This is a genomic window from Paractinoplanes globisporus DSM 43857 (assembly GCF_000379645.1).
Classification (GTDB): Bacteria; Actinomycetota; Actinomycetes; order Mycobacteriales; family Micromonosporaceae; genus Actinoplanes; species Actinoplanes globisporus.
In genome coordinates this window covers 417974-442144 of record NZ_KB903294.1, presented here as the reverse complement: position 1 = coordinate 442144, position 24171 = coordinate 417974, and the positions used below count along the sequence as shown (strand labels likewise).

Below are 24171 nucleotides of genomic sequence, written 5' to 3'. Positions count from 1 at the left end.
ACCCTGATCCCCACCCGTGGTTGGTGCTGTCTTTCCGCTGCCGCGGCCAGCATTCGGAACGACCTTCAGGTACGGAGACAGGGAGAACAATCGTGGCCGCGACACTCGCGCGGATCGGAGCCTTCTGCGCCCGGCGGCGCTGGCTCGTGCTGGGCGCCTGGCTGGTGGTGCTGGTGGTGGCGGTGGGTCTCGCGGCCCGCTTCGCCGAGCCCCTCGACACGAAGCTGACCGTCTCGGGACTGCAGTCGACCGAGGCCCTCGACCAGGTGGACCGGGAGTTCGGTGGCGGGGGCGACGGCGGCCGGGTGGTCGTCGCCGCCCCCGCCGGGCAGACGCTCGCCGCCTATCGGCCCGCCCTCACCGCGCTCGGCCAGGCCCTGAACGCTCGGCCGACGCTTTCGCCGGCCGGTCGCATCGGCTACTTCAGCGTCGCGAGCGCGCCGGCCGCCGCGATCGACCAGGCGCGGGCGGCCGGGCTCGAGGTGGAGGAGTCGTCCGAGCTGGCGCCGCCGCCGGGCGGGGGCAGCTCGCCGGGGATCGGCCTGCTCATCGCGCTGGTGGTCCTGCTCGTCACCTTCGGGTCGCTGAGCGCGGCCGGGCTGCCCCTGCTCACCGCGGTGCTCGGCCTCGGCATCTCGCTGGAGCTGGTGCACGCGGCCACCGCGCTGGTGCCGATCAACTCGGTCGCGCCGACCCTCGCGATCCTGCTCGGGCTGGCCGTCGGCATCGACTACGCGCTGTTCCTCATCGACCGCCACCGCCGCCAGCTGATCAACGGCGAGCCGGACGTACGGACCTCGATCGCGCTGGCCACCGGCACGGCCGGGTCGGCGGTGGTCTTCGCGGCGCTCACGGTGATCATCGCGCTGGCCGGCCTGGCCGTGGCCCGCGTCGGGTTCCTCACCCAGATGGGGCTGGCCGCCGCCGGTGCCGTGCTGGTCGCGATGCTGATGGCGCTGACGCTCACGCCGGCGCTGCTGAGCCTCGTGGGCCGGCGGGTGATCGGGCGGAAGTTCCTGCCGAAGCCGCGGATCGCGCCGCGCTGGGCCGAGGCGGTGGTCCGTCACCGCGGTGTCGCCGTCGCGCTGTCCGTGCTGCTGCTCGCCGTGCTCGCGGCGCCGGTGCTGAGCATGCGCCTCGGCCTGCCCAACGACGGCGACGACCCGGCCACCAGCTCCGACCGCGGGGCGTACGATCTGATCGCCGAGGGCTTCGGGCCGGGCGCGAACGGACCCCTGCTGATCCTCACCGATGCGTCGGCCGTCGAGCGGGCCACCCAGCGGCTGGCCGCGATGCCCGGCGTCGCGCACGTGCTGCCCTCGGGCGTGAAGGGCAAGGACGCGCTGCTCACCCTCGTACCGGCAAGTGGTCCTGACGATGCGGCGACCGCGACCCTGGTCGCGGAGCTGAGGGATCACCCACCCGTCCCGGGAACGTTCCTGGTCACCGGGCAGACCGCGGTCGCGATCGACATCTCCGACCACCTCGCGCACGCGCTGCCGCTGTATCTCGCGCTCGTGGTCGGCTTCGCGTTCCTGCTGCTCATGGTGGTGTTCCGGTCGGTGCTGATCCCGCTCAAGGCGGTGCTCAGCTTCCTGCTCAGCCTCGGCGCGGCGCTCGGCTGCACGGTCGCGGTCTTCCAGTGGGGGTGGTTCGGCGTGGCCGACCCGCCCGGACCGCTGCTCAGCTTCCTGCCGACGATCGTGATCGGGGTGCTCTTCGGGCTGTCGATGGACTACGAGATGTTCCTGGTCTCGGGCATGCACGAGGAGCACCGGCGCGGCGCCGGCGCGCGGGCGGCGGTGACCGATGGCTTCGCCCGCGGCGCGAAGGTGGTCACGGCGGCGGCGCTGATCATGATCGGGGTGTTCGGCGGCGGCGTGGCCGGCGGCGACCCGGTGACCCGGCCGATCGCGTTCGCGCTCGCGGTCGGCGTGCTGGTGGACGCGTTCGTGGTGCGGCTGGTGCTGGTCCCGGCGGCGATCTCGCTGTTCGGGCGGGCGGCGTGGTGGCTGCCGCGGCGACTGGACCGTGTGGTGCCGGTCATCGACGTCGAGGGGGCGGGCATAACGCCGGTGCCGATCGCGTTGGAGGCGACGTCCGCATGATTGACATGTCAATTACAGGAGGCTCCACCATGAGTGATCTCGTGCTCGGGCTCGACACCTTCGGCGACGTGCCGGTCGACGACTCCGGCGCGCCCATCTCGCAGGCCGCCGCGATCCGCCAGGTCGTCGACGAGGCCGTGCTCGCCGACGAGCTCGGCGTCGACGTGATCGCCCTCGGCGAGCACCACCGCCCCGAATACTCGATCTCCACCCCGGAGACGGTCCTGGCCGGCATCGCGACCCGCACCAAGCGGATCCGGCTGGCCTCCGGCGTCACCGTGCTCAGCTCCGACGACCCGGTCCGGGTGTTCCAGCGCTTCGCGACCGTCGACGCCCTGTCCAACGGCCGGGCCCAGGCGATCCTCGGGCGCGGCTCGTTCACCGAGTCGTTCCCGCTGTTCGGCTACGACCTCACCGACTACGACGTGCTGTTCGAGGAGAAGCTGAACCTGTTCGCGCAGCTGCTCGACGAGGAGCCGGTCACCTGGGAGGGCACGACGCGGGCCGCGCTCGAGAACGCCGACGTGTTCCCGAAGACCGAGTCCGGCCACCTCGACACCTGGGTCGGCGTCGGCGGCTCCCCGCAGTCGGTGGTGCGCACCGCGCGGTACGGCCTGCCGCTGATGCTGGCCATCATCGGCGGGCAGCCGGACCGGTTCGCGCCGTACATCGACCTCTATCGGCGGGCGGCCGAGCAGCTCGGGACGGTCGCGCACCCGGTCGGCATGCACTCGCCGGGCTTCGTGGCCGACACGGACGAGGAGGCCAAGGAGCTGTTCTACCCGGCGTACAAGGTCATCCGGGACCGGATCGGCAAGCTGCGCGGCTGGCAGCCGCTGCGCCGGGCGGAGTTCGACGCCGAGGTGGCGCACGGCTCGCTGTACATCGGCTCGCCGGACACGGTGGCCCGGAAGATCGCCAAGGCGGTCGACACGCTCGGCGTGGGCCGCTTCGACCTGATCTACACGGCCGGCGCCCAGAGCGCGAGCGCTCGCACGCGCGCCGTCGAGCTCTTCGGCACGAAGGTCGCGCCGATGGTTCGCGACCTGATCGAGGGCTGACCACGGGCTCATCTGCTAACAGCAGATCGGCTTGGTGTGGCGCCGATACCGACCCGATGGTGGGTGCAGGAGAGGAGAACATCATGCAACCTGCCATCGGGATCGGGTCCGTCGACGACCAGGTGACCGCCCGCCTGCTGCACCAGCGCATCATCGTGCTCGGCCAGGAGGTGGACGATCCGATCGCCAACCGGATCTGCGGCCAGCTTCTGCTGCTGTCGGCGGAGGACCCGCGCGGCACCATCAGCCTCTACATCAACTCGCCGGGCGGGTCGGTCAGCGCAGGCCTCGCGATCTACGACACCATGCGGATGATCCCCAACGACGTGAGCACGCTCGCGCTCGGGCTGGCCGGCAGCATGGGCCAGTTCCTGCTCACCGCGGGCGCGCCGGGCAAGCGGTTCGCCCTGCCGCACGCGCAGATCCTCATGCACCAGGGCTCGGCCGGGTTCGGCGGCACCGCGGCCGACGTCGAGATCTACGCCGAGCAGCTGGAACGGATCGGCAACACGATGGTGCGGCTCACCGCCGAGCACAGCGGGCAGCCGTACGAGACGGTGGAGCGCGACAGCCGCCGGGACCGCTGGTTCACGGCGACCGAGGCCCGCGACTACGGCCTCATCGATCACATCCTGGAAAGCGTGGACGACGTGCGCCCGGCGATGGCGCGCCAGCCGATGGGACTGACGGTATGAGCGACTGCACCGGAGCAGGCGGAGCAGGCATAGGGCCAGGAGCGCATGCCAAAGGAGGCACAGCATGAGCCAGTACACGATCCCGACCGTTGTCGAGAAGACGCCGAACGGGGAACGCGCCTTCGACATCTACTCCCGCCTGCTGTCCGACCGCATCATCTTCCTCGGCACCGAGATCGACGACGGCGTGGCCAACGTCGTGATCGCCCAGCTCATCCACCTGGAGTCGTCGGGGGAGCAGGAGATCGGTCTCTACATCAACTCCCCGGGCGGGTCCTTCAGCGCGCTCACCGCCATCTACGACACCATGCATTTCGTACGGTGTGACATCGCGACGATCTGCGTGGGGCAGGCGGCCTCGGCGGCGGCGGCCCTGCTCGCGGCCGGCACTCCCGGGAAGCGGTCGGTGCTGCGGCACGCGAAGGTGACCCTGCACCAGCCGTCCAGCCAGGCCCGCGGCACGCTGCCCGACCTCGCGGTGGAGGCGAAGGAGGTGGCCAAGGTGCGCGCGGAGATGGACCAGATCCTCGCCGATCACACCGGCCACTCGGTCGCGAAGATCCGCTCGGACACCGACCGCAGCATGACGCTGACGGCGGACGAGGCCGTCGCCTACGGCCTGGCCGACCAGGTGATCACGCGGCGGCAGGCGAGGGCGTACCGCCTGGACAACGCCGCCTGATCACGCGGCGAGCAGGAGGGCGTCGCCGGGCCGATGAGCCTGGCGGCGCGTCTCCCGCCGGGCCAGCTCCAGCCGGGCGGCGTCGAGACGGATCACCGGCGCGTACGCGAAGGTGAGCTCGTGGCGGACCTCGGCCAGCAGGTCGGGCAGCCCGAGGCGCAGCGAGTCGCAGACCGCGGCCAGCACCTCGGAGCTGGGCTCCTTGCGGCCGCGCTCGACCTCGGACAGGTAGGGCACCGAGACGTTGGCCTCCTTGGCGACCTCGGCCAGCGTGCGCCGCTGCTCCTGCCGGTGCCGTCGCAGCACCTCGCCGACGACGGTGCGCAACAGGGGCCGCTTCTCTGCCATGCCCTCACGTTACCGATCCGCGGGCGATCCGGGTCGCCCGCGGATTCAGCCGGCAGCGAAGCGGAGCGTTCTTCTCAGCTGTCCGAGCAGTGGGCCGATGGGGCGTCTCGTTCCTTTGACTCGGCCCCGGAGACGAGATGCCCGCTGCCCCGCCCGCGCGACCGTGGCGTGACCCGGTCGTCGTCGGTCTCGGCGTCGTGGCGCTGGTCACCACGCTCTGGTACGCGGCCGCGGGCGCCGGCGAGCACACGCGGGTCCTGGTCACCTGGCTGTTTCTGCCGCCCCTCGACCTCGTCCTCTTCGTCTTGGCCGGCCGGGTGCGCCGGACCGTGGCCGAGGCCCCGGCACCCCGCCGGTTCTGGACCTCGATGGCGGCGGGCGCCGCCCTCTGGCTGGCGGGCGACTCCGTCCAGGCCTGGGTCGCGCTCACCGGCCGGGCCGGGAGCACGCTCGCCCCCATCCCCATCCAGTCGGTGACCGCGGCCGCCGGCGTGCTGCTCGTCGTAGGCGTCGTGATCCTCACCCTCCCGGCCGGCGCGATGCCGGGCGGGGCCCGCCTGCGGTTCGGCCTCGACACGGCGAGCGTGCTGAGCGCCGCCGCCGTCCTCTTCTGGTGCCTGCTGACCCGGTCGGGTCTCTCCACCGCCGGCCCCGAGCAGTTCGCCACCGCGATGTCCGGGTTCGCCGTCCTCATGGTGGGCGTCTTCGTCGCGATGAAGCTCAGCCGCTCGGGAACCAGCCCGATCCGGGGCGCGGCCGCGGTCCCGATGATCGCCGCCGCGGCCATCCAGGGCTTCGCGAACATGCTTCTCCCGCTCGGTGCGCACGGCACGCTGCTGACGCTGCAGGGGCTGTCCCTGGTCTGGCCGTGCCTGCTGGTGGCCCTGGCCGCACGCTTGCAGGAGAGGGCGGTGCTCCACGACTCGGCGGGGCCGGCCCGCCGCCCCCGGCGGCGCGTCAGCGTCCTCCCGTACGCGGGAAGCGCCGTTGTCTTCGCCGTGCTGGTGGAATCGCTGCGCCATGGTGTCGGCGCCCAGGGCTGGAGCGCGGTGGCCGGCCTGTTCGTCAACTTCGCGCTGGTCGCGGCCCGGCAACTGCTGGTGTTGCGGGACAACAACCGGCTCGTGGACCGGCTCGACGACAGCCTCGAGGAGACCCGGCAGCAGCGCAACCGGCTGGAGTCGCTGCTGCGGCACTCCTCCGACATCACCTCGGTCTGCGACGGCGGCGGCCACCTGACCTACCTCACGCCCGCGGTCAGCGAGACGCTCGGCTACGACCCGGACGAGATGATCGGCGTCCGCCTGATCACCACGATCCACGACGACGACCAGGTCGAGCTGAGCAGCCGGCTGGGCGTGCTGTTCGGCGCTCCGGGCGCGCAGATCAGCTACGAGGCCCGGTTCCGGCACGCCGACGGCTCGTACCGCTGGCTCGCGGTGGTGGTGGTGAACCTGCTGCACGAGCCCGGCATCAACGGCCTGGTCAGCAACGCCCGCGACGTCACCGAGGCCCGCGCGGCACAGGAGCTGCTGCAGCACCAGGCGACCCACGACTCGCTCACCGGCCTGGCCAACCGGCGGCGGCTCGCCGAGCGGATGGCCGAGCTCGGCGACGGCACGGCCGCGGTGATGCTGATCGACCTGGACGGCTTCAAGCCGATCAACGACGCGTACGGCCACGCGGCCGGCGACGAGGTGCTGCTGCACGTGGCCGCGGCGCTGCGCGACTGCTGCGACGCCGGTGGCCTGCCGGCCCGGCTGGGCGGCGACGAGTTCGCCGTGCTGCTGCCCGGCGCCGACCTGGCCACGGCCGAGCGGGCGGCGGCCCGGCTCCGGGAGTCGCTGGAGGTGCCGGTGCCGATCGCGGGCCGGCTCGTCGCCGTGCGGGCCAGCATCGGATGCGCCGCCGGGCCGGCCGGGGATCCGGAGAGTCTGCTGAACCGGGCCGACCTGCGGATGTACGAGCGCAAGCGGCTGGCGGCTACGTCACGAGCCGGCTGAGCATCGGCATGTTCTTGCTGATCACCCCGGTGACCCCGAGTTGCCGGGCCCGGGCCAGCTCCTGCTCGGTGTCCACCGACCAGGCCAGGATGAGGCCGGTGGCCCGGCGCAGCTCGGCCATCACCGGCGGGGTGAGCAGCCGCAGCCGGATCGACACGCCGTCCACCCGCCCGCCGCGGGTCAGGGCGAGCAGGCGGCGCAGCTGCCGGGTGTTGGCCGCGGAGTAGAGCCGCCTCGCGTCGTCAAGATCGGCGAACGCGTCGAGCATCCGCCACTGCTTCGTGCACACCGCGACCGGCACGCCCGGCCGGCGCTCACGCAGCGTGGCGGCGACCCGGTCCGCGACGGCGAGCGACGTCCCCTTCAGGTCGAGCATCATCCGCGGGTCGTCGCCCGCGACCGCGAGCACATCCTCGAGCTCGGGGACCACGATGTCGCGCCGCCGGGTCACGCCGGTCGTCCGGTCCCAGTACAGGTGCGGTCCGATCGCCCGGCTGTGCCGCACCTCGAGCGCGCCCCGATAGAGATGGACGTCGGCCTCGACGAGGTCGACGCCGGCCGCCAGGGCGGCCCGCAGGCCGGCGAGTGTGTTGCCGGCCCGGTGGGCCACCGCGAGCATGGAGCAATTCTCTACGTACGCGCGTCCGTCGCGGTCAACGGCGTGGCGATCTCCTCCAGGCTCCGCCGCTCGGCCCGCACCCCGAGCACCGCCTCCACCAGGCCGCCCGCGATCATCACGATCGCACCGATCACGAACGCCGTGACCGTGTCGCCGACCTGGCCGGTGCCGACCAGGTGCGAGAAGAGCAGCGGCCCGGTGATCCCGCCGGCCGCGGTTCCGACGGCGTAGAAGAACGCGATCGCCAGCGCCCGGGTCTCCATCGGGAAGATCTCGCTGACCGTCAGGTACGCCGAGGAGGCGCCGGCCGAGGCGAAGAACAGCACGACGCACCAGCAGGCCGTCATGGTGGTCGCGTTCAGCGCGCCGTGGCCGAACAGCCACGCGGTGCCGAGCAGCAGCACGCCGGAGATCACGTAGGTGCCGGTGATCATGACCTTGCGGCCGATCGAGTCGAACAGGGGCGCCAGCAGCAGCGGGCCGAGCAGGTTGCCGACCGCGATCGCCGCGAAGTAGTAGCCGGTGTTGCCGGAGGGCACCTTGAAGAACGTCTGCAGGATCTGCGCGTACCCGAAGGTGATGGCGTTGTAGAGGAACGCCTGCCCGATGAAGAGCGCGAGCCCGAGGGCGGACCGTTTCGGGTACCGCGTGACCAGCGTCTTCGCGATCGTGCCGAAGCCGATCGTCTTCCGCTGGTGGATCTCGATCGTGGTGTCGACCGGGTCGAGGGTGACCCGGTCCTCCCGCTCGACCTCCTCCTCGACCCCGCGGACCAGCGCCTCGGCCTCGTCGCCGCGCCCGTGGATGAACAGCCAGCGCGGGCTCTCCGGCACGTGCCGCCGGACCAGCAGGATCACCAGGCCGAGCACGACGCCCAGCCCGAACGCCACCCGCCAGCCCCAGCTGACCGGCAACTGGGTCAGAATCGGCACGGTGAGCAGCGCGCCGAACGCCGCGCCCGCCCAGTAGGTGCCGTTGATGACCAGGTCGATCCGGCCGCGGTGCTTGGCCGGGATCAGCTCGTCGATCGCCGAGTTGATCGCCGCGTACTCGCCGCCGATGCCGGCGCCGGTGATGAACCGGAACAGGAAGAACCACCAGGCGTGGAACGACAGCGCGGTCATCGCGGTGCCGAACAGGTAGACCCCGAGGGTGATCATGAATAGCTTCTTGCGGCCGTACCGGTCGGTCAGCCAGCCGAAGAACAGCGCGCCGACGCAGGCCCCGGCCACGTACATGGCGGCGCCGAGGCCGGTGACCTGGCTCTGCGTAATGTCCAGGCCGCTGCCCTGCTCGGACAGCCGTCCGGAGAGGTTGCCGACGATCGTCACCTCGAGGCCGTCCAGGATCCAGACCGTGCCGAGCCCGATGACGATCATCCAGTGCCACCGTGCCCACGGCAGGCGGTCGAGCCGGGCGGGGACGTCGGTGCGGATCGTTGCGAGGGACATGAATGCCGCCATACCCCGCCCGGGTGCACGCTATGCGGCGTAGGGTCGCAACGGTGCTCTGAGACTTGATTGGTTCCAGAAACAGGACGAGACTCGCACCGTGCCGACGACGTCGTCGCAGCCGGCTGGCTGCGTAGGGAGATGACAACGGTGTCTGACTACGAGGGCGCGACCGAGAGCGTCAGCGAGAGCGAAAATCCCGAGATCCCGGCTCCCACCGTCAAGGCGGGCCGGCCGCACACCAACCGGGACTGGTGGCCCAACCAGCTGGACCTGTCGGTCCTGCACCGCAATTCGCCCCGGGCCAATCCGATGGGGGCCGACTACGACTACGCCGAGGAGTTCAAGACCCTCGACGTCGAGCAGCTGCGGCGCGACATCTTCGCGGTGATGACCACGTCGCAGGACTGGTGGCCGGCCGACTACGGCCACTACGGTCCGCTGTTCATCCGCATGAGCTGGCACGCCGCGGGGACGTACCGCATCTCCGACGGCCGCGGTGGCGGTGGCAGCGGCGCGCAGCGGTTCGCCCCGCTCAACAGCTGGCCCGACAACGTGAGTCTCGACAAGGCACGCCGCCTGCTCTGGCCCATCAAGCAGAAGTACGGCCGGAAGATCTCGTGGGCGGACCTGCTGGTGTTCGCGGGCAATTGCGCGTACGAGTCGATGGGTTTCAAGACCTTTGGTTTCGGTTTCGGCCGGGAGGACATCTGGGAGCCGGAAGAGATCTTCTGGGGGCCGGAGGACACCTGGCTCGGCGACGAGCGCTACAGCGGTGAGCGCGAGCTGGCCCACCCGCTGGGTGCCGTGCAGATGGGCCTGATCTACGTGAACCCGGAGGGCCCGGCCGGCCACCCGGACGCGCTGGCCTCGGCGAAGGACATCCGGGAGACGTTCGCCCGGATGGCGATGAACGACGAGGAGACCGTGGCGCTGATCGTCGGCGGGCACACCGTCGGCAAGGCGCACGGCGCGGTCAAGCCGGAATACCTCGGCCCCGAGCCGGAAGGCGCCCCGATCGAGCAGCAGGGCTTCGGCTGGCGCAACTCGTTCGGCACGGGTGTCGGCGGCGACGCGATCACCAGTGGCCTCGAGGGCGCGTGGACGAACTCGCCGATCACCTGGGACAACGGCTTCCTCGACAACCTTTTCGGGTACGACTGGGAGCTGACCACCAGCCCGGCGGGCGCCAAGCAGTGGAAGCCGAAGGACGGCGCGGCGGCCGACGCGGTGCCCGACGCCCACGACCCGAGCAAGCGGCACGCCCCGATGATGCTCACCTCCGACCTGGCGCTGAAGATCGACCCGATCTACGAGCCGATCGCCCGGCGCTTCTGGCAGCACCCGGAGGAGCTCGCCCTGGCGTTCGCGAAGGCCTGGTACAAGCTGCTGCACCGCGACATGGGCCCGCTCCCGCGCTACCTCGGCCCGTGGATCCCCGAGCCGCAGCTGTGGCAGGACCCGGTGCCCGCGGTCGACCACGAGCTGGTCACCGAGGCGGACGTGGCCGCGCTCAAGGCGGCGGTCCTGGAGTCCGGCCTGACCGTGCCCGAGCTGGTGGAGACGGCGTGGGCGGCCGCGGCGAGCTTCCGCGGCACCGACAAGCGCGGTGGCGCCAACGGCGGGCGGGTCCGGCTCGCGCCGCAGAAGGACTGGGACGTCAACAACCCGCCGCAGCTGGCCCGGGTGCTGGGCGTGCTCGACGGCGTGCGGGAGCGGTCCGGCAAGCGGATCTCGCTGGCCGACATGATCGTCCTGGCCGGCGGCGCGGCGGTCGAGAAGGCGGCGCGCGACGCCGGCTACGACGTCACCGTGGCGTTCGCGCCCGGCCGCACCGACGCGTCGCAGGAGCAGACCGACGCGGAGTCGTTCGCGGTGCTCGAGCCGCGGGCCGACGGCTTCCGCAACTATCTGCGCTCCGGCGAGAAACTGCCGCCCGAGACGCTGCTGCTCGACCGGGCGTACATGCTGGATCTGTCCGCGCCCGAGATGACCGTGCTGGTCGGCGGTCTGCGGGCGCTGAACGTCGGTTCGGAGGGCATCCTCACCGACCGGCCCGGCGCGCTCACCACCGACTTCTTCCGGAACCTGCTCGACATGAGCACCGAGTGGAAGCCGGCGGAGGAGGGCGAGAACCTGTACGAGGGCCGCGACCGCCACACCGGCGAGCTCCGGTGGACGGCCACCGCGGTCGACCTGGTCTTCGGCTCGCACTCGCAGCTGCGGGCCAACGCCGAGGTCTACGCGACGCAGGACGCGGGGGAGAAGTTCGCCCGCGACTTCGCGGCGGCGTGGACGAAGGTGATGAACCTCGACCGGTTCGATCTTCACGCCTGATCGTTTGCCCCGGCGTGGCGCGTCGTCCACTATGGCGTGATGTATGACGTCATAGTGGTCGGGGCACGCTGCGCCGGGGCGCCGCTCGCCATGTTGCTGGCCCGCCGGGGCCTTCGCACCCTCCTGGTCGACCGGGCCACCTTCCCGAGCGACACGGTCTCCACGCACGTCGTCCATACGCCGGGCGTGGCCGCCCTTCAGCGGTGGGGCCTGCTCGACCAGGTCACGGCGACCGGGTGCCCGCCGGTGGGGCGTTACTCGTTCGACTTCGGCCCGCTCACGCTCGCCGGTTCTCCCGGCACACCCGAGATGCCGTACGCGTACGCGCCGCGCCGCCAGCTGCTCGACAAGATCCTCGTCGACGCCGCGGTGACGGCCGGCGCGGAGGTCCGCGAGGGCTTCGTCGTCGACGAGGTGCTGGTCTCCGACGGCCGGGTCGTCGGCATCCGCGGCGGTTCGGGCGCTTCTCGCGTCGAGGAGCGGGCCCGGGTCGTGGTCGGTGCCGACGGGCGCAACTCGGTGGTGGCCAGGGCCGTCCGGCCGGCCGCCTACGAGGAGGTGCCGGCGCTCACGGTCGGGTACTACTCGTACTGGAGCAACCTGCCGACCGACACGTTCGAGGCGTACAGCCGGCCCGGGCGCGGCTGGGCGGTGTGCCCCACCAACGACGACCTCACGCTGGTCGTCGGCGGCTGGCCGCACGCCGAGCTGGCCGACCACCGCGCCGACATCGAGGGCGAGCTGATGCGGACGTTCGAGCTCTCGCCGGCGTTCGCCGAGCGCATCCGCGACGCCAAGCGCGAGGAGCGGATCGCCGGGGCATCCGTTCCCAACTATTTCCGTACGCCGTACGGGCCGGGCTGGGCGCTCGTCGGCGACGCCGGTTACAGCCGCGACTTCATCACCGCGCAGGGCATCACCGACGCGTTCCTGGACGCTTCGTCGTTGGCGGAGGCCCTCAGCGCTGATCTTCCGTTTGACGAAGCCATGGCTGGCTACCAGGCCCGCCGCGACGCCCGGGCCATGCCGGTCTACCAGATGACGCTGGGGATCGCCGCGCTGCAGCCGCCGGACGAGCAGATGATCCAGCTGGTCTCCGCGATCGCCGGCAACCAGCCCGCGATGGACGCCTTCGCCCGGCTCAACTCCGGGGTGACCTCCCCGGCCGAGTTCTTCGCGCCGGAGAACGTGGCGAAACTGGCCGGCGGCGTACGCTGACCGGCGTGGATCAAGAGGAACGCATCGCCCTGTTCCTGGACTACGAGAACCTCGCGATCGGGGCGCGCGAGCATCTCGGCGGCATGACCTTCGACCTGCGTCCGGTCGCCGACGCGCTCGCCGAGCGAGGCCGGGTGGTCGTGCGTCGCGCGTACGCGGACTGGTCCTATTTCGACGAGGACCGCCGCATGCTCACCCGGTCGCACGTCGAGCTGATCGACATCCCGCAGCGGATGGGCGCGTCCCGCAAGAACGCCGCCGACATCAAGATGGCGGTCGACGCCCTCGAGATGGCGTTCGAGCGGGACTACATCTCGACGTTCGTGTTCGGCACCGGCGACAGCGACTTCACCCCGCTCGTGCACAAGCTGCGCGAGCTCAACAAGCGCGTGATCGGCGTCGGCGTCGAGAAGAGCACGTCGGCGCTGCTGCCGCCGGCCTGCGACGAGTTCCTCTACTACGACCGCCTCGAGGGTGTCGATGTGCCGGCGCCGGCCCGTCCGAAGCCTTCCTCGGCGCCATCGCCCTCGCCGGAGTCGGCGCCGCCCTCGCCGCGAGACGTCGACACGCTTGCCTCACTGGTCGCGCAGACCGTGGCCGGCCTGCAGAGCAGCTCGAACGGCCCGGTCACCGCATCGACGCTGAAGCGGACCCTGCTCCGCAAGGACCCGACCTTCAACGAGGCCGACTACGGCTTCCGCGCCTTCGGCGAGCTGCTGCGCCATCTGGCCGGCCACAACGTGGTCGAGCTGGCCACCGGCTCGGCCAAGGGCGACCCCGAGGTGAGCCTCCCCGAGCACGGCGACCGCGAGGCGGCGTTCGTGCTGCTCCGCTCGGTGGTCCGCGATCTGGCCGGGCCGGACGGCGCGGTCGCCCTCTCCGGCCTGAAGAACAAGGTGCGCAAGGTGGCCCCCGACTTCAGCGAGAAGAAGCTCGGCTACCGAAGCTTCCTCCAGTTCACCCGCGCGGCGGCAACCAGCGGCGCGGTCGACCTGCGCTGGAGCCCCGAGAGCGAGGACTACCTCCTCACCAGCAACGCCGAGGGCTGAGCCGGGTGCGCGTACGGGCAACGAGCCGTACGCGCACCGGCAACGCTTTCTCCGGGCGGTGCGGGCAGGCTTTGCGGTGACATGCCGCGGCCCGCAATTCCGGAGAAAGAGGTATTCATGCGCCTCGCATTCAAGAAGCTCGGCCTGATCGCGGCGGTGGTCGTCGCCCTCGTCGTGTCCGCGGTCGAAGGGCCGGCGTACGCCGAGGCCCCCACGGCGTACAACCTGAAGAACCAATGGCTGACCGCCGCTCCGACCAACACCATGCCCATGTCGATGGTGCGGCGCGAGATCACCCTCTGGGACGGCACGTACGGGTGGTACACGTACGTCGACCCGGCCGCGATCGGCACTTGCCAGAACTTCACCGGGCACATTCTCGCGGGAACGTACATCTGGACCGACCAGCTCTGGCCCGGGAGTTACCAGAACGGCTACTACCGGCACGACAGCTATCTGACCGAGAAGACCCACGGGTGGGCCTACCAGATCACCTGCTACTTCCGGTTGCCGTCCGACGGTTGGTACACGTGGGGCAGCGCTCTCGACCCGCATTTCTGAGGTTTCGGATTCCGCCGCCCTAGGGAGCGCTCTGCCGGCGGAACTGCGCCGGGGAAAGGCCGTACGCGCCGCGGAACACCCGGCTGAAATGTGCGGAGCTGGGGAATCCCCAGCGGGCCGCGAGCTCGTGGATCGGGCTCGCGGCCAGCCCGGGGTCGGCGATGTCGTGCCGGCACTGCTCCAGGCGGCGGCCGCGGATGTAGCCGGCGACAGTGTGCCCCTCCTGCTGGAACAGCTTGTGCAGGTAGCGCAGCGAGATGTGGTGAGCGGCGGCGATCGCCTCCGGGGTCAGGCGCTCGTCGCCCAGGTTGTGCTGGATGAAGGCGTACACCTGGGTCTTGAGCGTCCGCTGCCGGCTGTGCGGCGGCACCGCGCTCCGGGTCTCCAGCGCGTGGCCGAGCGCCGTGGTCAGGACGTCGACGACCAGGGTCGACAGCCGGGACGTGTCCGACGGGCTCAGCTCGGGCAGCTGCCGGGCCAGCTGCAACAGCACCAGCGACGGGAGCGTGCCGAGGCCCCGATCGCCCGGGATGCGTACGGCGGTCAGATGACGCAGCTCCTTCGGCGGCAACGGCAGCTGCGAGCGTGCGAAGCGCAGCAGCAGCACCCGGCTGACCGCGGCCTCCGGTGCGTGCTCGACCTCGTACGGCCGGGACGTGTCGAGCAGAACCAGATCTCCGGAGCACACCTCCGCGCGCCGGCCGTCCTGGGTCACCGTGCCGCGGCCGCGCACGGTGCAGCCCACCTCGAGCATTCCGGGGTCGGCCTGGCGGATGAGCCGGGTCGTGCGGTGGGTCGAGTGCGGCGCCATGGTCGCCAGCGCCGTCTGCACCGGGCCGAATGCGCTGAAACCGACGCTCGCCCCGAACCCGCTCTGCGCCCGAGGCTCGCAGCGTAGGTCGTAGGGCAGGTCGAGTTTCGCGTTCACCTCGCGCCAGTAGGCGAACCGCTCCTCGGCGGGGACCCCGTCGGTGCTGACCACGTCCATGGCCTCATGCTCTCCCGGGGAGCCGGAGCGGGCCACCCCGCCGGCGAGACCTGGATCACTCCCGGATCGCAACCACAATGCTCACGCTTCCGCACTGCCGGCCGAATAAGGCACTCGACCGGATCCCCCCTTCCGCGAGGTGCCTTCAACATGATCGTCTCGGCTTCCGTCGCCACCGAGCTCCCCGCCGTCGGCACGCCGATGTTCCTCGTCCTCGGCGACGGCGTGAACTTCCGATCCCGTCTGGTGTCGGTCGACGGCGACACCTTCACGGTCGCCGCGCCGCTGGAGACCGCCGGCCCGGCCACCCCCACGCCGGGCCGGGAGCTCGACGTCTTCTGGGTGCCGCCGAGCACCCGCATCGTGCTCGCCACCCGCCTGATCGCCATCTCCGACGAGTCGCCGTACCGCTGGACGCTCACCGCCACCGACGCTCCGCGCCAGAACAACCGCCGCGAGTACGTCCGGGGCGGTGGCGGTGCCGCCGTCCGTCTCGCGACCGATGACCACGCGATCGAGGGGGCCCTCCTCGACATCAGCGAGGGCGGTCTGCGCTGCTGGATCGACGAGCCGGTGGCACTGGCCCCCGGTGACGCCCTGCGGGCCGCCGTCCGGCTCGGCACGTCGGGCGAGGTCGAGCTGAGCGGCACGATCCTGACCGTCCGCGAGGCCCCGCACGGTGACCCCGGCCGGCACGTCGTGCTCACCTTCGACACGCCGGAGAGCATGGCCCAGATGATCCGCCTCTACGTGATGGCCTGGGAGATCAACGAGCGCCGCCTCCACCGGGAAGCCGCCTGACCTTTCCTTTGGTCCTCGACTTCGTTACAGTCACTGTAATGAAGTCGATGACCCGGGTTGTCCTGGTGACCGGCGCGAGCCGAGGGATCGGTGCGGCCACGGCACGAGCATTCGCCGCGGCCGGGGCATCGGTGGTCCTGGTCGCGCGTGATGAGCAGCGCCTCGACGCCGTACGGAAGGAGATCGCCGCGGCCGGGGGAGCGGCGATCGCGTTCCCGGCCGACGTCAGCGAGGTCGCCGCGACCGAGGCCATGGTCGGGCGCGCGATCGCCGAGTTCGGCCGGCTGGACGTCGCGGTCAACGCGGCCGCCGCCCACGGGTCACGGCCGCGGCCGCTCGCCGAGACCCCGCCCGAGGAGTTCGAGCAGGCCCTCGCCGTGACCGTGCGGGGCACGTACCTGTCGATGCGCAATGAGATCCCCGCGATGATCACGGCGGGCGGGGGCGTCATCGTCAACGTCGCGTCGACCGCCGGCCTCCGGTCGATCTCCGGCCTGGCCGGGTACGTCGCCGCGAAGCGCGCGCTGATCGGCCTGACCGAGGTCGCCGCCCTCGACTATGCCGCGGACGGCGTGCGGGTCAATGCGATCGCCCCCGGCCCCATCCACACCGAGCAGCTGGAGCGGGCCGGGGCCGCCGCCCGCGAGCACGTCCGCCGGACGGTTCCCGTGCACCGGCTCGGCACCGTCGACGAGGTCGCGGCCACCATCCGCTGGATGTGCGGTGAGGACGCGGCCTTCGTCACCGGAAGCACGCTCGTCATCGACGGCGGCCTGCTGGCCGGAACGCCGACCTTCGCCTGAGCCGTCCGGCCGCGGCCTGCCTACCCGAACCCGGCGAGGCCGTCGGCGAGCAGGTCGAACGCCTCGCCGGCCGCCGCCAGCATCCGCCGGTCCAGCGCCGCGGCCGGTTCGCGAGCGAGCAGCCCCTCCCGGTACCCCGCGATCACCGCCTGATGCACCCCGATGACCGCCGTCGCGACCACCGCCGGCCGCAGATCGCCGGGCCGGGCGCCGAGTTCCTCCGCGAGCCGGTCGGCGTACCGGGCCAGGATCTCCCGCTCCCGCACCCGCAGCGCCGCACTCGAGGCGAGCAGCTCGGCCAGCGTGGTCGCCCGGCGCTGGGCCCCACGCGCGTACGCCTCAAGAAAGAACCCCCGGAGAGCGACCAGCACCGGCGTGCCGGCGCCACGGTCCCGCACCGCCCCGAGCAGGGCGTCCTCGAAGGCCTGGTCCTCGAAGTAGACCAGGTCCTCCTTCGTGGCGAAGTGGTTGAACACCGTCTTCTCGGTCACTCCGGCGGCCGCGGCGACCTCGGCGACCGACACCCGCTCGAAGCCGCGTTCCGCGAACAACTCCAGCGCCGCGGCGGCGATCCGCGCCCGCGTCTCCTCCTTGCGCAGCTGCCGCGTGTTCACGCCAGTCACTGTAGGTCAGCCCGGCTTGACGAGGCCGGTCTCGTAGCCGAAGACCACGGCCTGGACCCGGTCGCGCAGTCCCAGTTTCTGCAGGATCCGGCTCACGTGGGTTTTGGTGGTCTGCTCGGCGATGAACAGCGACGCGGCTATCTCGGCGTTGGACAGGCCCCGCGCCATCAGCCGCAGCACCTCCCGCTCCCGGTCGGTGAGCCCGTTGAGCGCGGCGGCGCCGGCCGGCTCCCGCGGCCTCGCCTCGACGAAGCTCTCGATGAGCCGGCGGGTGATGCTCGGCGCGAGCAGCGCGTCGCCGCCGGCGACCACCCGCACGGCCCGGATCAGCTCCTCGGGCTCGCTGTCCTTGAGCAGGAACCCGCTGGCGCCCGCCCGCAGCGCGGCATAGATGTAGTCGTCGAGGTCGAAGGTCGTCAGCATCAGCACGCGCGGCGGGTGCCCCTCGGTGCGCTCCGGCCCGAGCAGGGCCCTCGTCGCCGCCAGTCCGTCCAGCACCGGCATCCGGACGTCCATCAGCACGACATCGGGGCGCAGGGCGCGGCACCGTTCGACGCCGAGCTGCCCGTTCTCCGCCTCGCCGACGACGGTGATATCGTCCTGCGACTCGAGGATCGCCCGGATCCCCACCCGGATCATCGACTGGTCGTCCACGATCAACGTGCGGATCACGCCCGGCCCCCGATCGGCAGTCGCGCCGCGACCCGATAGCCGCCCTCGCCGCGTGCGCCGGTCTCCAATGATCCCCCCGCCAGCCGGGCTCGCTCGCGCATCCCCGGCAGTCCGTGACGGGACCGGCCGGGTGCCTCCATCGAAGGGGCCGGCCGGGTCGCGGCGTCGTTCACGACGGACAAGACAAGATCAGAACCTTCAAGATCAAGACAGATGGTCGTACGGGCGCCGGGCGCGTGCCGGATGACGTTGCTCAGCGATTCCTGGGCGATCCGGTACGCGGCCAGCGCGACGCTCTCCGGAACGGCCGCCGCCCGCACGGCGTCGGCCTCGCGCACCTCGACCGGCACCCCCGCGCGCCCGGCCGACTCGACCAGTTCCGCCAGCCGGCCGAGGCCGGGCACCGGAGCCAGCTCCGCGTCCGCGTTCTCGTCGCGCAGCACCGCCAGCAGTTGCCGCATCTCGCCCAACGTCGACCGAGCGCCGGCGGCTATCCGTCCGAACTCGGCCTTCGCCTCCGGGTCCAGGTTCTTGATCCGGTACGACGCCGACGTGGCCTGCATGTGGATCACCGACATGCTGTGCGCGACGACGTCGTGCAGTTCGCGCGCGATCCGGGTGCGCTCCTCGGCGACCGCCCGTCGGCTCTGCTCGGCCTCGACGTCGCGCCGCGCGCCGGCGAGCTCCCCGCGGATCTCCCGCCAGCGGCGGACCGCCAGCGCGAGACCGACCACGACGGTGGAGAGAAGAAGGTAGACGGTCGTGATCGGCAGGGCGTCCGAGACGGACCGGCCGCGCGGATCGACCAGCACCAGCAGGACGAGCAGCAGCAGGCTCGCGCACCAGACTGTCAGCGCCGCCCGCCGGGTGGTCCGGACGGTCACCAGCCCGACGTGGGCGACCAGCGCGATCATGCCCAGCACCGTCAACGGCCAGGTCGGTCCCGAGCCGGGCGGGATGGCCACGGCGAACACGGCGACGGCCGAGAACTGCAGCACGGTCGCCGCCCGCGGCCGGACCAGGATCAGCACCAGCGCGGCACTCTGCCCGATGCCGGCCAGGAACGCGGCCGCCGGCGGCACGCCGAGCTCCGAGGCGGCCACCGCCACGTTGAAGAACGCCAGTGCGAGCGCGGGCAGGCCCGTGCCCAGCCACCACCAGAGCTTGGTGGGCACCGGCCCGCGGTTCGATCCCGAGCGCGCCATCACGCGGCGACGTTACCGAGGCCGGCCCTCGCCCGACACCCGACGGGAGAGGTATCCGGCCCCCTACCCGCGAGGGACGCGCCGGCCGTTGGCGAAGGCCCACGCTCGATCGCATGAATCTGATGACTCTTCTCCGCCCACTGATGAGTGCGACGGCGGCCCTGGCGGTTCTCTCGGTGCCGGCCGCTGTCGCCGCCGCCCCGGACCGGGCCGGGCTGCGGAGCCGGCTGGACGACATCGTCGCCGCCGGCGCCGTCGGTGCGCTGGCCGAGGTCCGCGACGAGCACGGCACCTGGCGAGCCGCCGCGGGCGCCGCCGAGCTGGGCACGACCCGGGCGGTCCCGGTCGACGGCCGGTTCCGGGCGGGCAGCATCACCAAGACGTTCGTGGCCACCGTCGCGCTGCAGCTGGTCGGCGAGGGCCGGCTTCGACTCACCGACACGGTCGGGGCGTGGCTGCCCGGGGCCGTCCCGGACGGTGACCGCATCACCGTGCGCGAGCTGCTCAACCACACCAGCGGGCTGTACGACTATCTGCACACCTTCCAGTTGCCGCCCGCGCCGGAGTTCGTGGCCGGCCGGTGGCGGACCTGGACCCCCGCCGGGCTCGTGGCGCGTGCGGTGGCGAACCCGGCGACGTTCGAACCGCCGGGCTCGGCCTTCGCCTACTCGAACACCGGCTACCTGCTGCTCGCCCAGATCATCGGGAAGGCGTCCGGACGGTCGTACGGCCAGGAGATCGATCGCCGCATCATCCGGCCGCTGGGGCTGAGCGGCACGTCGGTGCCCGGAACGTCGCCGGTGATCCCCGGGCCGCATCCGCACGGCTACGCGCCGGTGGAGCGGAACGGCGAGACCCGCCTGGCCGACCTGACGGAGATGAATCCGTCGCTGCTGAGCGCGGCCGGCGGGATGATCTCGACGACGAGGGATCTCAACCGGTTCTTCGCCGCGCTGCTCGGTGGACGCCTCCTGCCGGCGCGCCTGCTCGGCGAGATGAAGACGCCGGGTGTCGCCGGCGCACGGTACGGCCTCGGACTGGCCTGGTGGCGGGACACCTCGTGCGGCGTGCGGGTGTACGGCAACGACGGTGACGCGGTCGCCTATCAGGCCTGGTCGTACTCCACCGAGGACGGGCGCCGCCAGGCCACGCTGGGGCTCACGCCCAACTTCCGCGGCGACCCGGACAAAGCCGTCGACGACTTTCTGAACGACGCCTTCTGCGGCTGACCGGATCTTGGCCGGCGCGCCCGGAAGCGGTCGCGCCGGTTGTCGGACGGTTGCCGGTGGTTGGATGGGGCCGGTGAGCAACCCATGGGATGAGGAGTTCGCCCCGTCGGCCGGCGCCCGGAACACCCTGCGCTGGGCACAGGAGATGGGCGCGTCGACGCTCGGCGAGGCATACGACCTGCTCGATCAGCTGGAGCTGAGCAACGACGTGCCCGAGGTGCTGGGCGAGGACGACACGATCGAGGACATCCGCGAGGAACTCGAGTTCGGCCTCGAGACCGCCGGCCCGGACGTGTCGCTGACCGCCCTTCTGTGAACAGGACCTGAGTTCCCGATGAGCGACGTGATCATCGGATACGACGGGAAGCCACGCTGCGCCTGGGCCGGAGCCGGGGACACCGCGTTCGGCCGGTACCACGACGAGGTCTGGGGCACCCGGACCTACGACGAGTCCGCCATGTTCGAGTCGCTCACCCTGGGCGTTTTCCAGGTGGGCCTGAGCTGGTCGATCGTGTTCGGCAAGAGGGACGCGTTCCGGGCGGCATTCCGCGGATTCGACGTTTCCGAGGTGGCCGCCATGACCGAACGCGACCTCGACCGGCTGGCACAGGATGCCTCGATCATCCGTAACCGTGCCAAGATCGCGGCAACCATCGGCAACGCTCGCGCGATGATGTCCGCGGTGCCCGATCTCGCCGCGCTCGCGCGGTCCTACGAGATCAACCGCAAGCACGCGCCCCGGTCACTCGCCGACCTGCCCAAGGCGACCGCGCCGGCCGAGGCGTTCGCCAAGCAACTGAAGGCGCAGGGATACCGCTTCGTCGGGCCCACCAGCGTCTACGCGTTCATGCAGAACGTCGGCATCGTCAACGACCACCTCCACGGGTGCTTCCGCGCGGTCGACCACTGACATCCCCGGCGGAGTGTCAGCCGGCGGCGGCCGGCAGATGGCCGAGCTGGCGCTCCCAGCCCTCGCGGTGGCCGGGGAGGTGGACCGGAGGCAGACCGCGATGGGTGAGCACGACCAGGGTGTCGTCGCCGTCCGGGGTCAGCACCACCTCGACCGTCGAGCCGCCGGGCGGCAGCGTGTCGTCGCCGGGGACGCCCCAGCTGAACACGACGCGGTACGGCGGCTCGACGGTGAGGTAGGCGCCGCGGGCGAGGCTCGCGCCCATGTCGAGGGCGAAGACCCCGCCCGGGCGCGGGTCGAGCTCCGCGCGATCGCCGATCCACGTCACGATGAGCGCGGGGTCGGTGAAGTACGGGAACACCACCTCGGGCGGCGCCTTGATGTGCTCGGTCGCGACGATGACGTCGTCGCGGATCTCGGCGGTCACGCCTGACCCTTTCCGGGGCGAGGATGGGCGGTCTCGACCGCCTTCTTCAGGCGGCTGAGGGCGTCCGGCCAGAACTCGGCGAGCAGCTCGCGGACCGGGGCGAGCGACTCGTGGTGCAGCGCGTACAGCCGGCGGGCGCCCTCGCGGCGCTCGGTGAGCAGCCCGGCCTGCTTGAGCACGCCGATGTGCTGGCTGACCGCCTGCTGGGTGAGGGTGAAGGAGGCCGCGATCCGGCCCGCCGGCAGCTCGGCGTGCTGGACGAGGCGCAGGATCTGCCGGCGGTGCGGGTCGGCGAGTGCCCGCAGAACCGTGTCCGTGTCCGTGTCGGGTCGGTCGGCCATGCCCCTCATCTTTCCTCAGCCCTCGAACGGCGTACCCGTGCCGGTCTCGGCGAAGGCCTGGATGCTGGCCATGAATTGTGTCCAGGCGGCGAAGCAGGCGTCCCAGCACTCGAGTCGGGGGGTCATCCCGGCGTGCCGGAAGCGCAGCCGCGTTCCCTCGCCGTCGGGGATGATGTCGAACTCCATCCGGGTGCCGAGCCATTCCCGCGTGTGCGCGGTGGCCTTGCCCTCGGCGGGCGCGATCGACTCCCAGACCACCCGGCCCGGCCCGGCCTCGAGCACGCGCATGGCGTTGGCACCGTACGCGCCGAAGCTGGTGACGAGCGTGCCGCCGACCGCCGCGTCGCCCTCGGTCGGCCCCCACCATCGGCTGACGCCGTCGGCGGAGGTGAACAGCCGCGACACGGCCGCGGGGCGGGCGGGCAGGGTGAGGACCGCGGTGAAGTCCTCCGTCGTTGTCTCCATCTCACATCTCCTCGATATACAAGCAATTCCTTGTACAAGATATTGCTTGTGAATCTGGAGCTTGTCAAGAGATCGGGTAGAGCTGGGCGCCGGTGTCGCCGGACACCGCGGGGGCGAAGTCGACCTCGCGGCCGTCGATGCTGAAGGTGTACCGGCTCAACTGGCGGATCACCGGCTTCGCGTCGAGGTAGTCGCGCAACTCCTCGAGCTCCGGCGCGGTCAGCCAGCTCGGCGGGTCGGAGATGGCCCGGAAGCCGCACACGTCGGCCAGGTCGCGCAGCCACTGCAACTGCTGCGGGGTCAGCAGGTTGAGCTTGCTGCGGAAGTAGACGACGTCGGGATCCACCTCGATGAGCGGGGACTGCCACACGCGGTGGACGCTGTTGACGACGGCGTTGCGGGCGGTGGCGTCCGACGGGTCGATCGAGGCGTAGTTGTCCCACATCGGGGCCACGTCGGGGCCGCTGCGCAGGCCGTCGAGCAGGCCCAGCGACGGGATCAGGATCGCGCCGGAGCCGAGCAGGTAGACGTCGTCGCCGGCCGCCTCGCGGACCACGCGCAGGGCGTCCCGATAGATCCGCTCGCGATCGCGGCCGGGCAGGTGAGCCGCGGCCGCGTTGATGAAGTCGAGCTTCAGATAGCGGAAGCCCCACTCGTGGACCACCGTCCGGATCAAAGACGCCACGTGGGTACGCGCGTCAGCACGGTCCAGATCGAGGGCGTAGTACGCGCCGCCCCAGTTGTAGCCGGCCTCGACCGGGCGCCCGGACGCGTCGCGCAGCAGCAGCTCGGGGTGCTCGATCGCCAGCCGCGAATGGGGCAGCGCGATGAACGGCGCCAGCCACAGCCCGGGCGTGAAACCCGCGTCGGCGATCCGGCCGGCCAGCGCCCGCATGCCGCTGGGGAACTTCGCGTTCGGCCGCCAGTCGCCGACCAGCTCCTCCCAGCCGTCGTCGATCTGCACCACGTCGAACGGCAGGCCGGCCAGGTCGGCCACGTCCTTCGCCAGCTGGGTCTCGGTGATGTTCTCGTAGTAGGCGTACCAGCTGCACCACACGTTGCCGGCCCGGCGGGTGCCCGCGCCGAACCGGTCGGCCAGCCGGTCCGCGTACGCCCGGAAGACCTCCAGCTCGTCCCCGTACGCCAGAAACCAGTCGTCGCCGCCGCCGGCGTACCACCCGGTGAGAGTGTCGCGGTCGGCGACGAGCCGCGGCGTGTCCAGGCCGAGCGCGCCCAGCAGAAGCGTCCGCCCGTCGTCGCCGCGCAGGGCCGCCACCGCCGATCCGTGATGGCGGGCCGGGTCGTCGAAGGCGGGATCGTCCGCCGTGACCAGCCGTTCCGGATGGGGGACGCGCAGCGGCGGGTCGCTCAGCCGCCGCCACCCGCAGGGACTCCACGAGTTCTGGCCGTGGCGGTAGAAGGAGGCATCGCCGAGCCCGTGCAGGATCGCGACGCGGCCCGGGGGTAGCAGGACGCCGCCGGGTACGGGCCGTGCTGTCCCCTCGCCGGAGTGCTGAAGGGCGAAGGGACGTCCGTCGAGCTGCACGAGCTCAGCCATGATTCTCCTTGGTGTGA

25 protein-coding genes are annotated in these 24171 nt (G+C 71.7%); 14 read left to right on the top strand and 11 right to left on the bottom strand.

Features of this window, described 5'->3' with window-relative positions; all coding sequences use genetic code 11:
• The first annotated feature begins 92 nt into the window (after positions 1-92).
• The 4 genes from A3CQ_RS0101910 (at position 93) to A3CQ_RS0101895 (ending at position 4546) form a co-directional block, all read left to right on the top strand.
• The gene (locus A3CQ_RS0101910; RefSeq protein WP_020509220.1) at positions 93-2108 is read left to right on the top strand and encodes an MMPL family transporter; all 2016 of its coding nucleotides are present in this window, start codon (positions 93-95) and stop codon (positions 2106-2108) included.
• Positions 2109-2137: 29 nt separating this feature from the next.
• Positions 2138-3169, top strand: coding sequence for an LLM class flavin-dependent oxidoreductase (locus A3CQ_RS0101905; RefSeq protein ID WP_020509219.1), 1032 nt, complete (start codon positions 2138-2140; stop codon positions 3167-3169).
• A gap of 83 nt (positions 3170-3252) precedes the next feature.
• Positions 3253-3864, top strand: a complete 612-nt coding sequence (locus A3CQ_RS0101900; RefSeq protein WP_020509218.1) for a ClpP family protease — start codon at positions 3253-3255, stop codon at positions 3862-3864.
• Between the two features lie 64 nt (positions 3865-3928).
• Positions 3929-4546 carry a ClpP family protease gene (locus tag A3CQ_RS0101895; protein WP_020509217.1) on the top strand — a complete coding sequence of 206 codons (618 nt, stop codon included), beginning with the start codon at positions 3929-3931 and terminating at the stop codon, positions 4544-4546.
• Here the strand turns inward: A3CQ_RS0101895 and A3CQ_RS51080 are convergent, their stop codons facing one another.
• Positions 4547-4894, bottom strand: coding sequence for a helix-turn-helix domain-containing protein (locus A3CQ_RS51080; protein WP_020509216.1), 348 nt, complete (start codon positions 4892-4894; stop codon positions 4547-4549).
• A 137-nt stretch (positions 4895-5031) separates the two neighbouring features.
• Between A3CQ_RS51080 and A3CQ_RS0101885 the strand changes: the two genes are divergently transcribed.
• A complete protein-coding gene (locus tag A3CQ_RS0101885; RefSeq protein WP_020509215.1) occupies positions 5032-6897 on the top strand; it encodes a sensor domain-containing diguanylate cyclase in 1866 nt (621 codons plus the stop codon).
• Here A3CQ_RS0101885 and A3CQ_RS0101880 read toward each other — a convergent pair.
• Complete coding sequence (locus A3CQ_RS0101880; protein ID WP_020509214.1) at positions 6878-7516, bottom strand: glycerophosphodiester phosphodiesterase; 639 nt, start codon at positions 7514-7516, stop codon at positions 6878-6880. The two genes, A3CQ_RS0101885 and A3CQ_RS0101880, sit on opposite strands and share 20 nt — an antisense overlap.
• An 11-nt stretch (positions 7517-7527) precedes the next feature.
• Complete coding sequence (locus A3CQ_RS0101875; protein ID WP_020509213.1) at positions 7528-8967, bottom strand: MFS transporter; 1440 nt, start codon at positions 8965-8967, stop codon at positions 7528-7530.
• 150 nt (positions 8968-9117) lie between these two features.
• Here A3CQ_RS0101875 and katG point away from each other — a divergent pair, with 150 nt between their 5' ends.
• From katG to A3CQ_RS0101855, 4 genes are all read left to right on the top strand, one after another.
• Entirely contained in the window at positions 9118-11304 is a 2187-nt protein-coding gene (gene katG, locus A3CQ_RS0101870; RefSeq protein ID WP_020509212.1) for a catalase/peroxidase HPI, read from the top strand.
• A gap of 39 nt (positions 11305-11343) precedes the next feature.
• Positions 11344-12522 (top strand): NAD(P)/FAD-dependent oxidoreductase, encoded by a 1179-nt coding sequence (locus tag A3CQ_RS0101865; RefSeq protein WP_040431529.1) that lies wholly within the window; start codon positions 11344-11346, stop codon positions 12520-12522.
• Positions 12523-12527: 5 nt separating this feature from the next.
• Positions 12528-13571 (top strand): PIN domain-containing protein, encoded by a 1044-nt coding sequence (locus A3CQ_RS0101860; protein ID WP_020509210.1) that lies wholly within the window; start codon positions 12528-12530, stop codon positions 13569-13571.
• Between the two features lie 117 nt (positions 13572-13688).
• Positions 13689-14132: a hypothetical protein gene (locus tag A3CQ_RS0101855; RefSeq protein WP_020509209.1), complete on the top strand. Its 444-nt coding sequence runs from the start codon at positions 13689-13691 to the stop codon at positions 14130-14132.
• Positions 14133-14151: 19 nt separating this feature from the next.
• Here A3CQ_RS0101855 and A3CQ_RS0101850 read toward each other — a convergent pair whose 3' ends face one another.
• A complete protein-coding gene (locus tag A3CQ_RS0101850) occupies positions 14152-15120 on the bottom strand; it encodes a helix-turn-helix domain-containing protein (RefSeq protein ID WP_020509208.1) in 969 nt (322 codons plus the stop codon).
• A 150-nt stretch (positions 15121-15270) separates the two neighbouring features.
• On the opposite strand from A3CQ_RS0101850, the gene A3CQ_RS0101845 reads away from it, so the two are divergent.
• Both A3CQ_RS0101845 and A3CQ_RS0101840 read left to right on the top strand, forming a co-directional pair.
• Positions 15271-15921 (top strand): flagellar brake protein, encoded by a 651-nt coding sequence (locus A3CQ_RS0101845; RefSeq protein ID WP_020509207.1) that lies wholly within the window; start codon positions 15271-15273, stop codon positions 15919-15921.
• Positions 15922-15959: 38 nt separating this feature from the next.
• Positions 15960-16724: an SDR family NAD(P)-dependent oxidoreductase gene (locus tag A3CQ_RS0101840; RefSeq protein ID WP_157295173.1), complete on the top strand. Its 765-nt coding sequence runs from the start codon at positions 15960-15962 to the stop codon at positions 16722-16724.
• 20 nt (positions 16725-16744) lie between these two features.
• On the opposite strand, the gene A3CQ_RS0101835 is transcribed toward A3CQ_RS0101840, so the two are convergent.
• The 3 genes from A3CQ_RS0101835 to A3CQ_RS51075 are packed head-to-tail and all read right to left on the bottom strand — an operon-like array spanning position 16745 to position 19224.
• Positions 16745-17338 (bottom strand): TetR family transcriptional regulator, encoded by a 594-nt coding sequence (locus tag A3CQ_RS0101835; RefSeq protein ID WP_020509205.1) that lies wholly within the window; start codon positions 17336-17338, stop codon positions 16745-16747.
• 15 nt (positions 17339-17353) lie between these two features.
• Positions 17354-18019 carry a response regulator gene (locus tag A3CQ_RS0101830; RefSeq protein WP_020509204.1) on the bottom strand — a complete coding sequence of 222 codons (666 nt, stop codon included), beginning with the start codon at positions 18017-18019 and terminating at the stop codon, positions 17354-17356.
• Positions 18016-19224 (bottom strand): sensor histidine kinase, encoded by a 1209-nt coding sequence (locus A3CQ_RS51075; RefSeq protein ID WP_020509203.1) that lies wholly within the window; start codon positions 19222-19224, stop codon positions 18016-18018. Before A3CQ_RS51075 ends, A3CQ_RS0101830 begins: the two co-directional genes overlap by 4 nt.
• A gap of 113 nt (positions 19225-19337) precedes the next feature.
• Here A3CQ_RS51075 and A3CQ_RS0101820 point away from each other — a divergent pair, with 113 nt between their 5' ends.
• From A3CQ_RS0101820 to A3CQ_RS0101810, 3 genes are all read left to right on the top strand, one after another.
• Positions 19338-20453, top strand: a complete 1116-nt coding sequence (locus tag A3CQ_RS0101820; protein WP_211216434.1) for a serine hydrolase domain-containing protein — start codon at positions 19338-19340, stop codon at positions 20451-20453.
• Between the two features lie 64 nt (positions 20454-20517).
• Complete coding sequence (locus A3CQ_RS0101815) at positions 20518-20769, top strand: hypothetical protein (protein ID WP_020509201.1); 252 nt, start codon at positions 20518-20520, stop codon at positions 20767-20769.
• Between the two features lie 18 nt (positions 20770-20787).
• A complete protein-coding gene (locus A3CQ_RS0101810) occupies positions 20788-21363 on the top strand; it encodes a DNA-3-methyladenine glycosylase I (protein ID WP_020509200.1) in 576 nt (191 codons plus the stop codon).
• Positions 21364-21379: 16 nt separating this feature from the next.
• Here the strand turns inward: A3CQ_RS0101810 and A3CQ_RS51070 are convergent, their stop codons facing one another.
• The 4 genes from A3CQ_RS51070 to A3CQ_RS0101785 all read right to left on the bottom strand — a co-directional run bounded on the left by A3CQ_RS51070 (position 21380) and on the right by A3CQ_RS0101785 (position 24154).
• The gene (locus tag A3CQ_RS51070) at positions 21380-21790 is read right to left on the bottom strand and encodes an SRPBCC family protein (protein ID WP_020509199.1); all 411 of its coding nucleotides are present in this window, start codon (positions 21788-21790) and stop codon (positions 21380-21382) included.
• Positions 21787-22131 (bottom strand): ArsR/SmtB family transcription factor, encoded by a 345-nt coding sequence (locus A3CQ_RS0101800; RefSeq protein WP_020509198.1) that lies wholly within the window; start codon positions 22129-22131, stop codon positions 21787-21789. The genes A3CQ_RS51070 and A3CQ_RS0101800 overlap by 4 nt, the downstream gene beginning before the upstream one ends.
• Before the next feature lie 15 nt (positions 22132-22146).
• Positions 22147-22596: an SRPBCC family protein gene (locus A3CQ_RS56965; RefSeq protein ID WP_020509197.1), complete on the bottom strand. Its 450-nt coding sequence runs from the start codon at positions 22594-22596 to the stop codon at positions 22147-22149.
• A gap of 64 nt (positions 22597-22660) precedes the next feature.
• Positions 22661-24154 (bottom strand): glycoside hydrolase family 36 protein, encoded by a 1494-nt coding sequence (locus A3CQ_RS0101785; RefSeq protein WP_020509196.1) that lies wholly within the window; start codon positions 24152-24154, stop codon positions 22661-22663.
• Between the last annotated feature and the right edge of the window lie 17 nt (positions 24155-24171).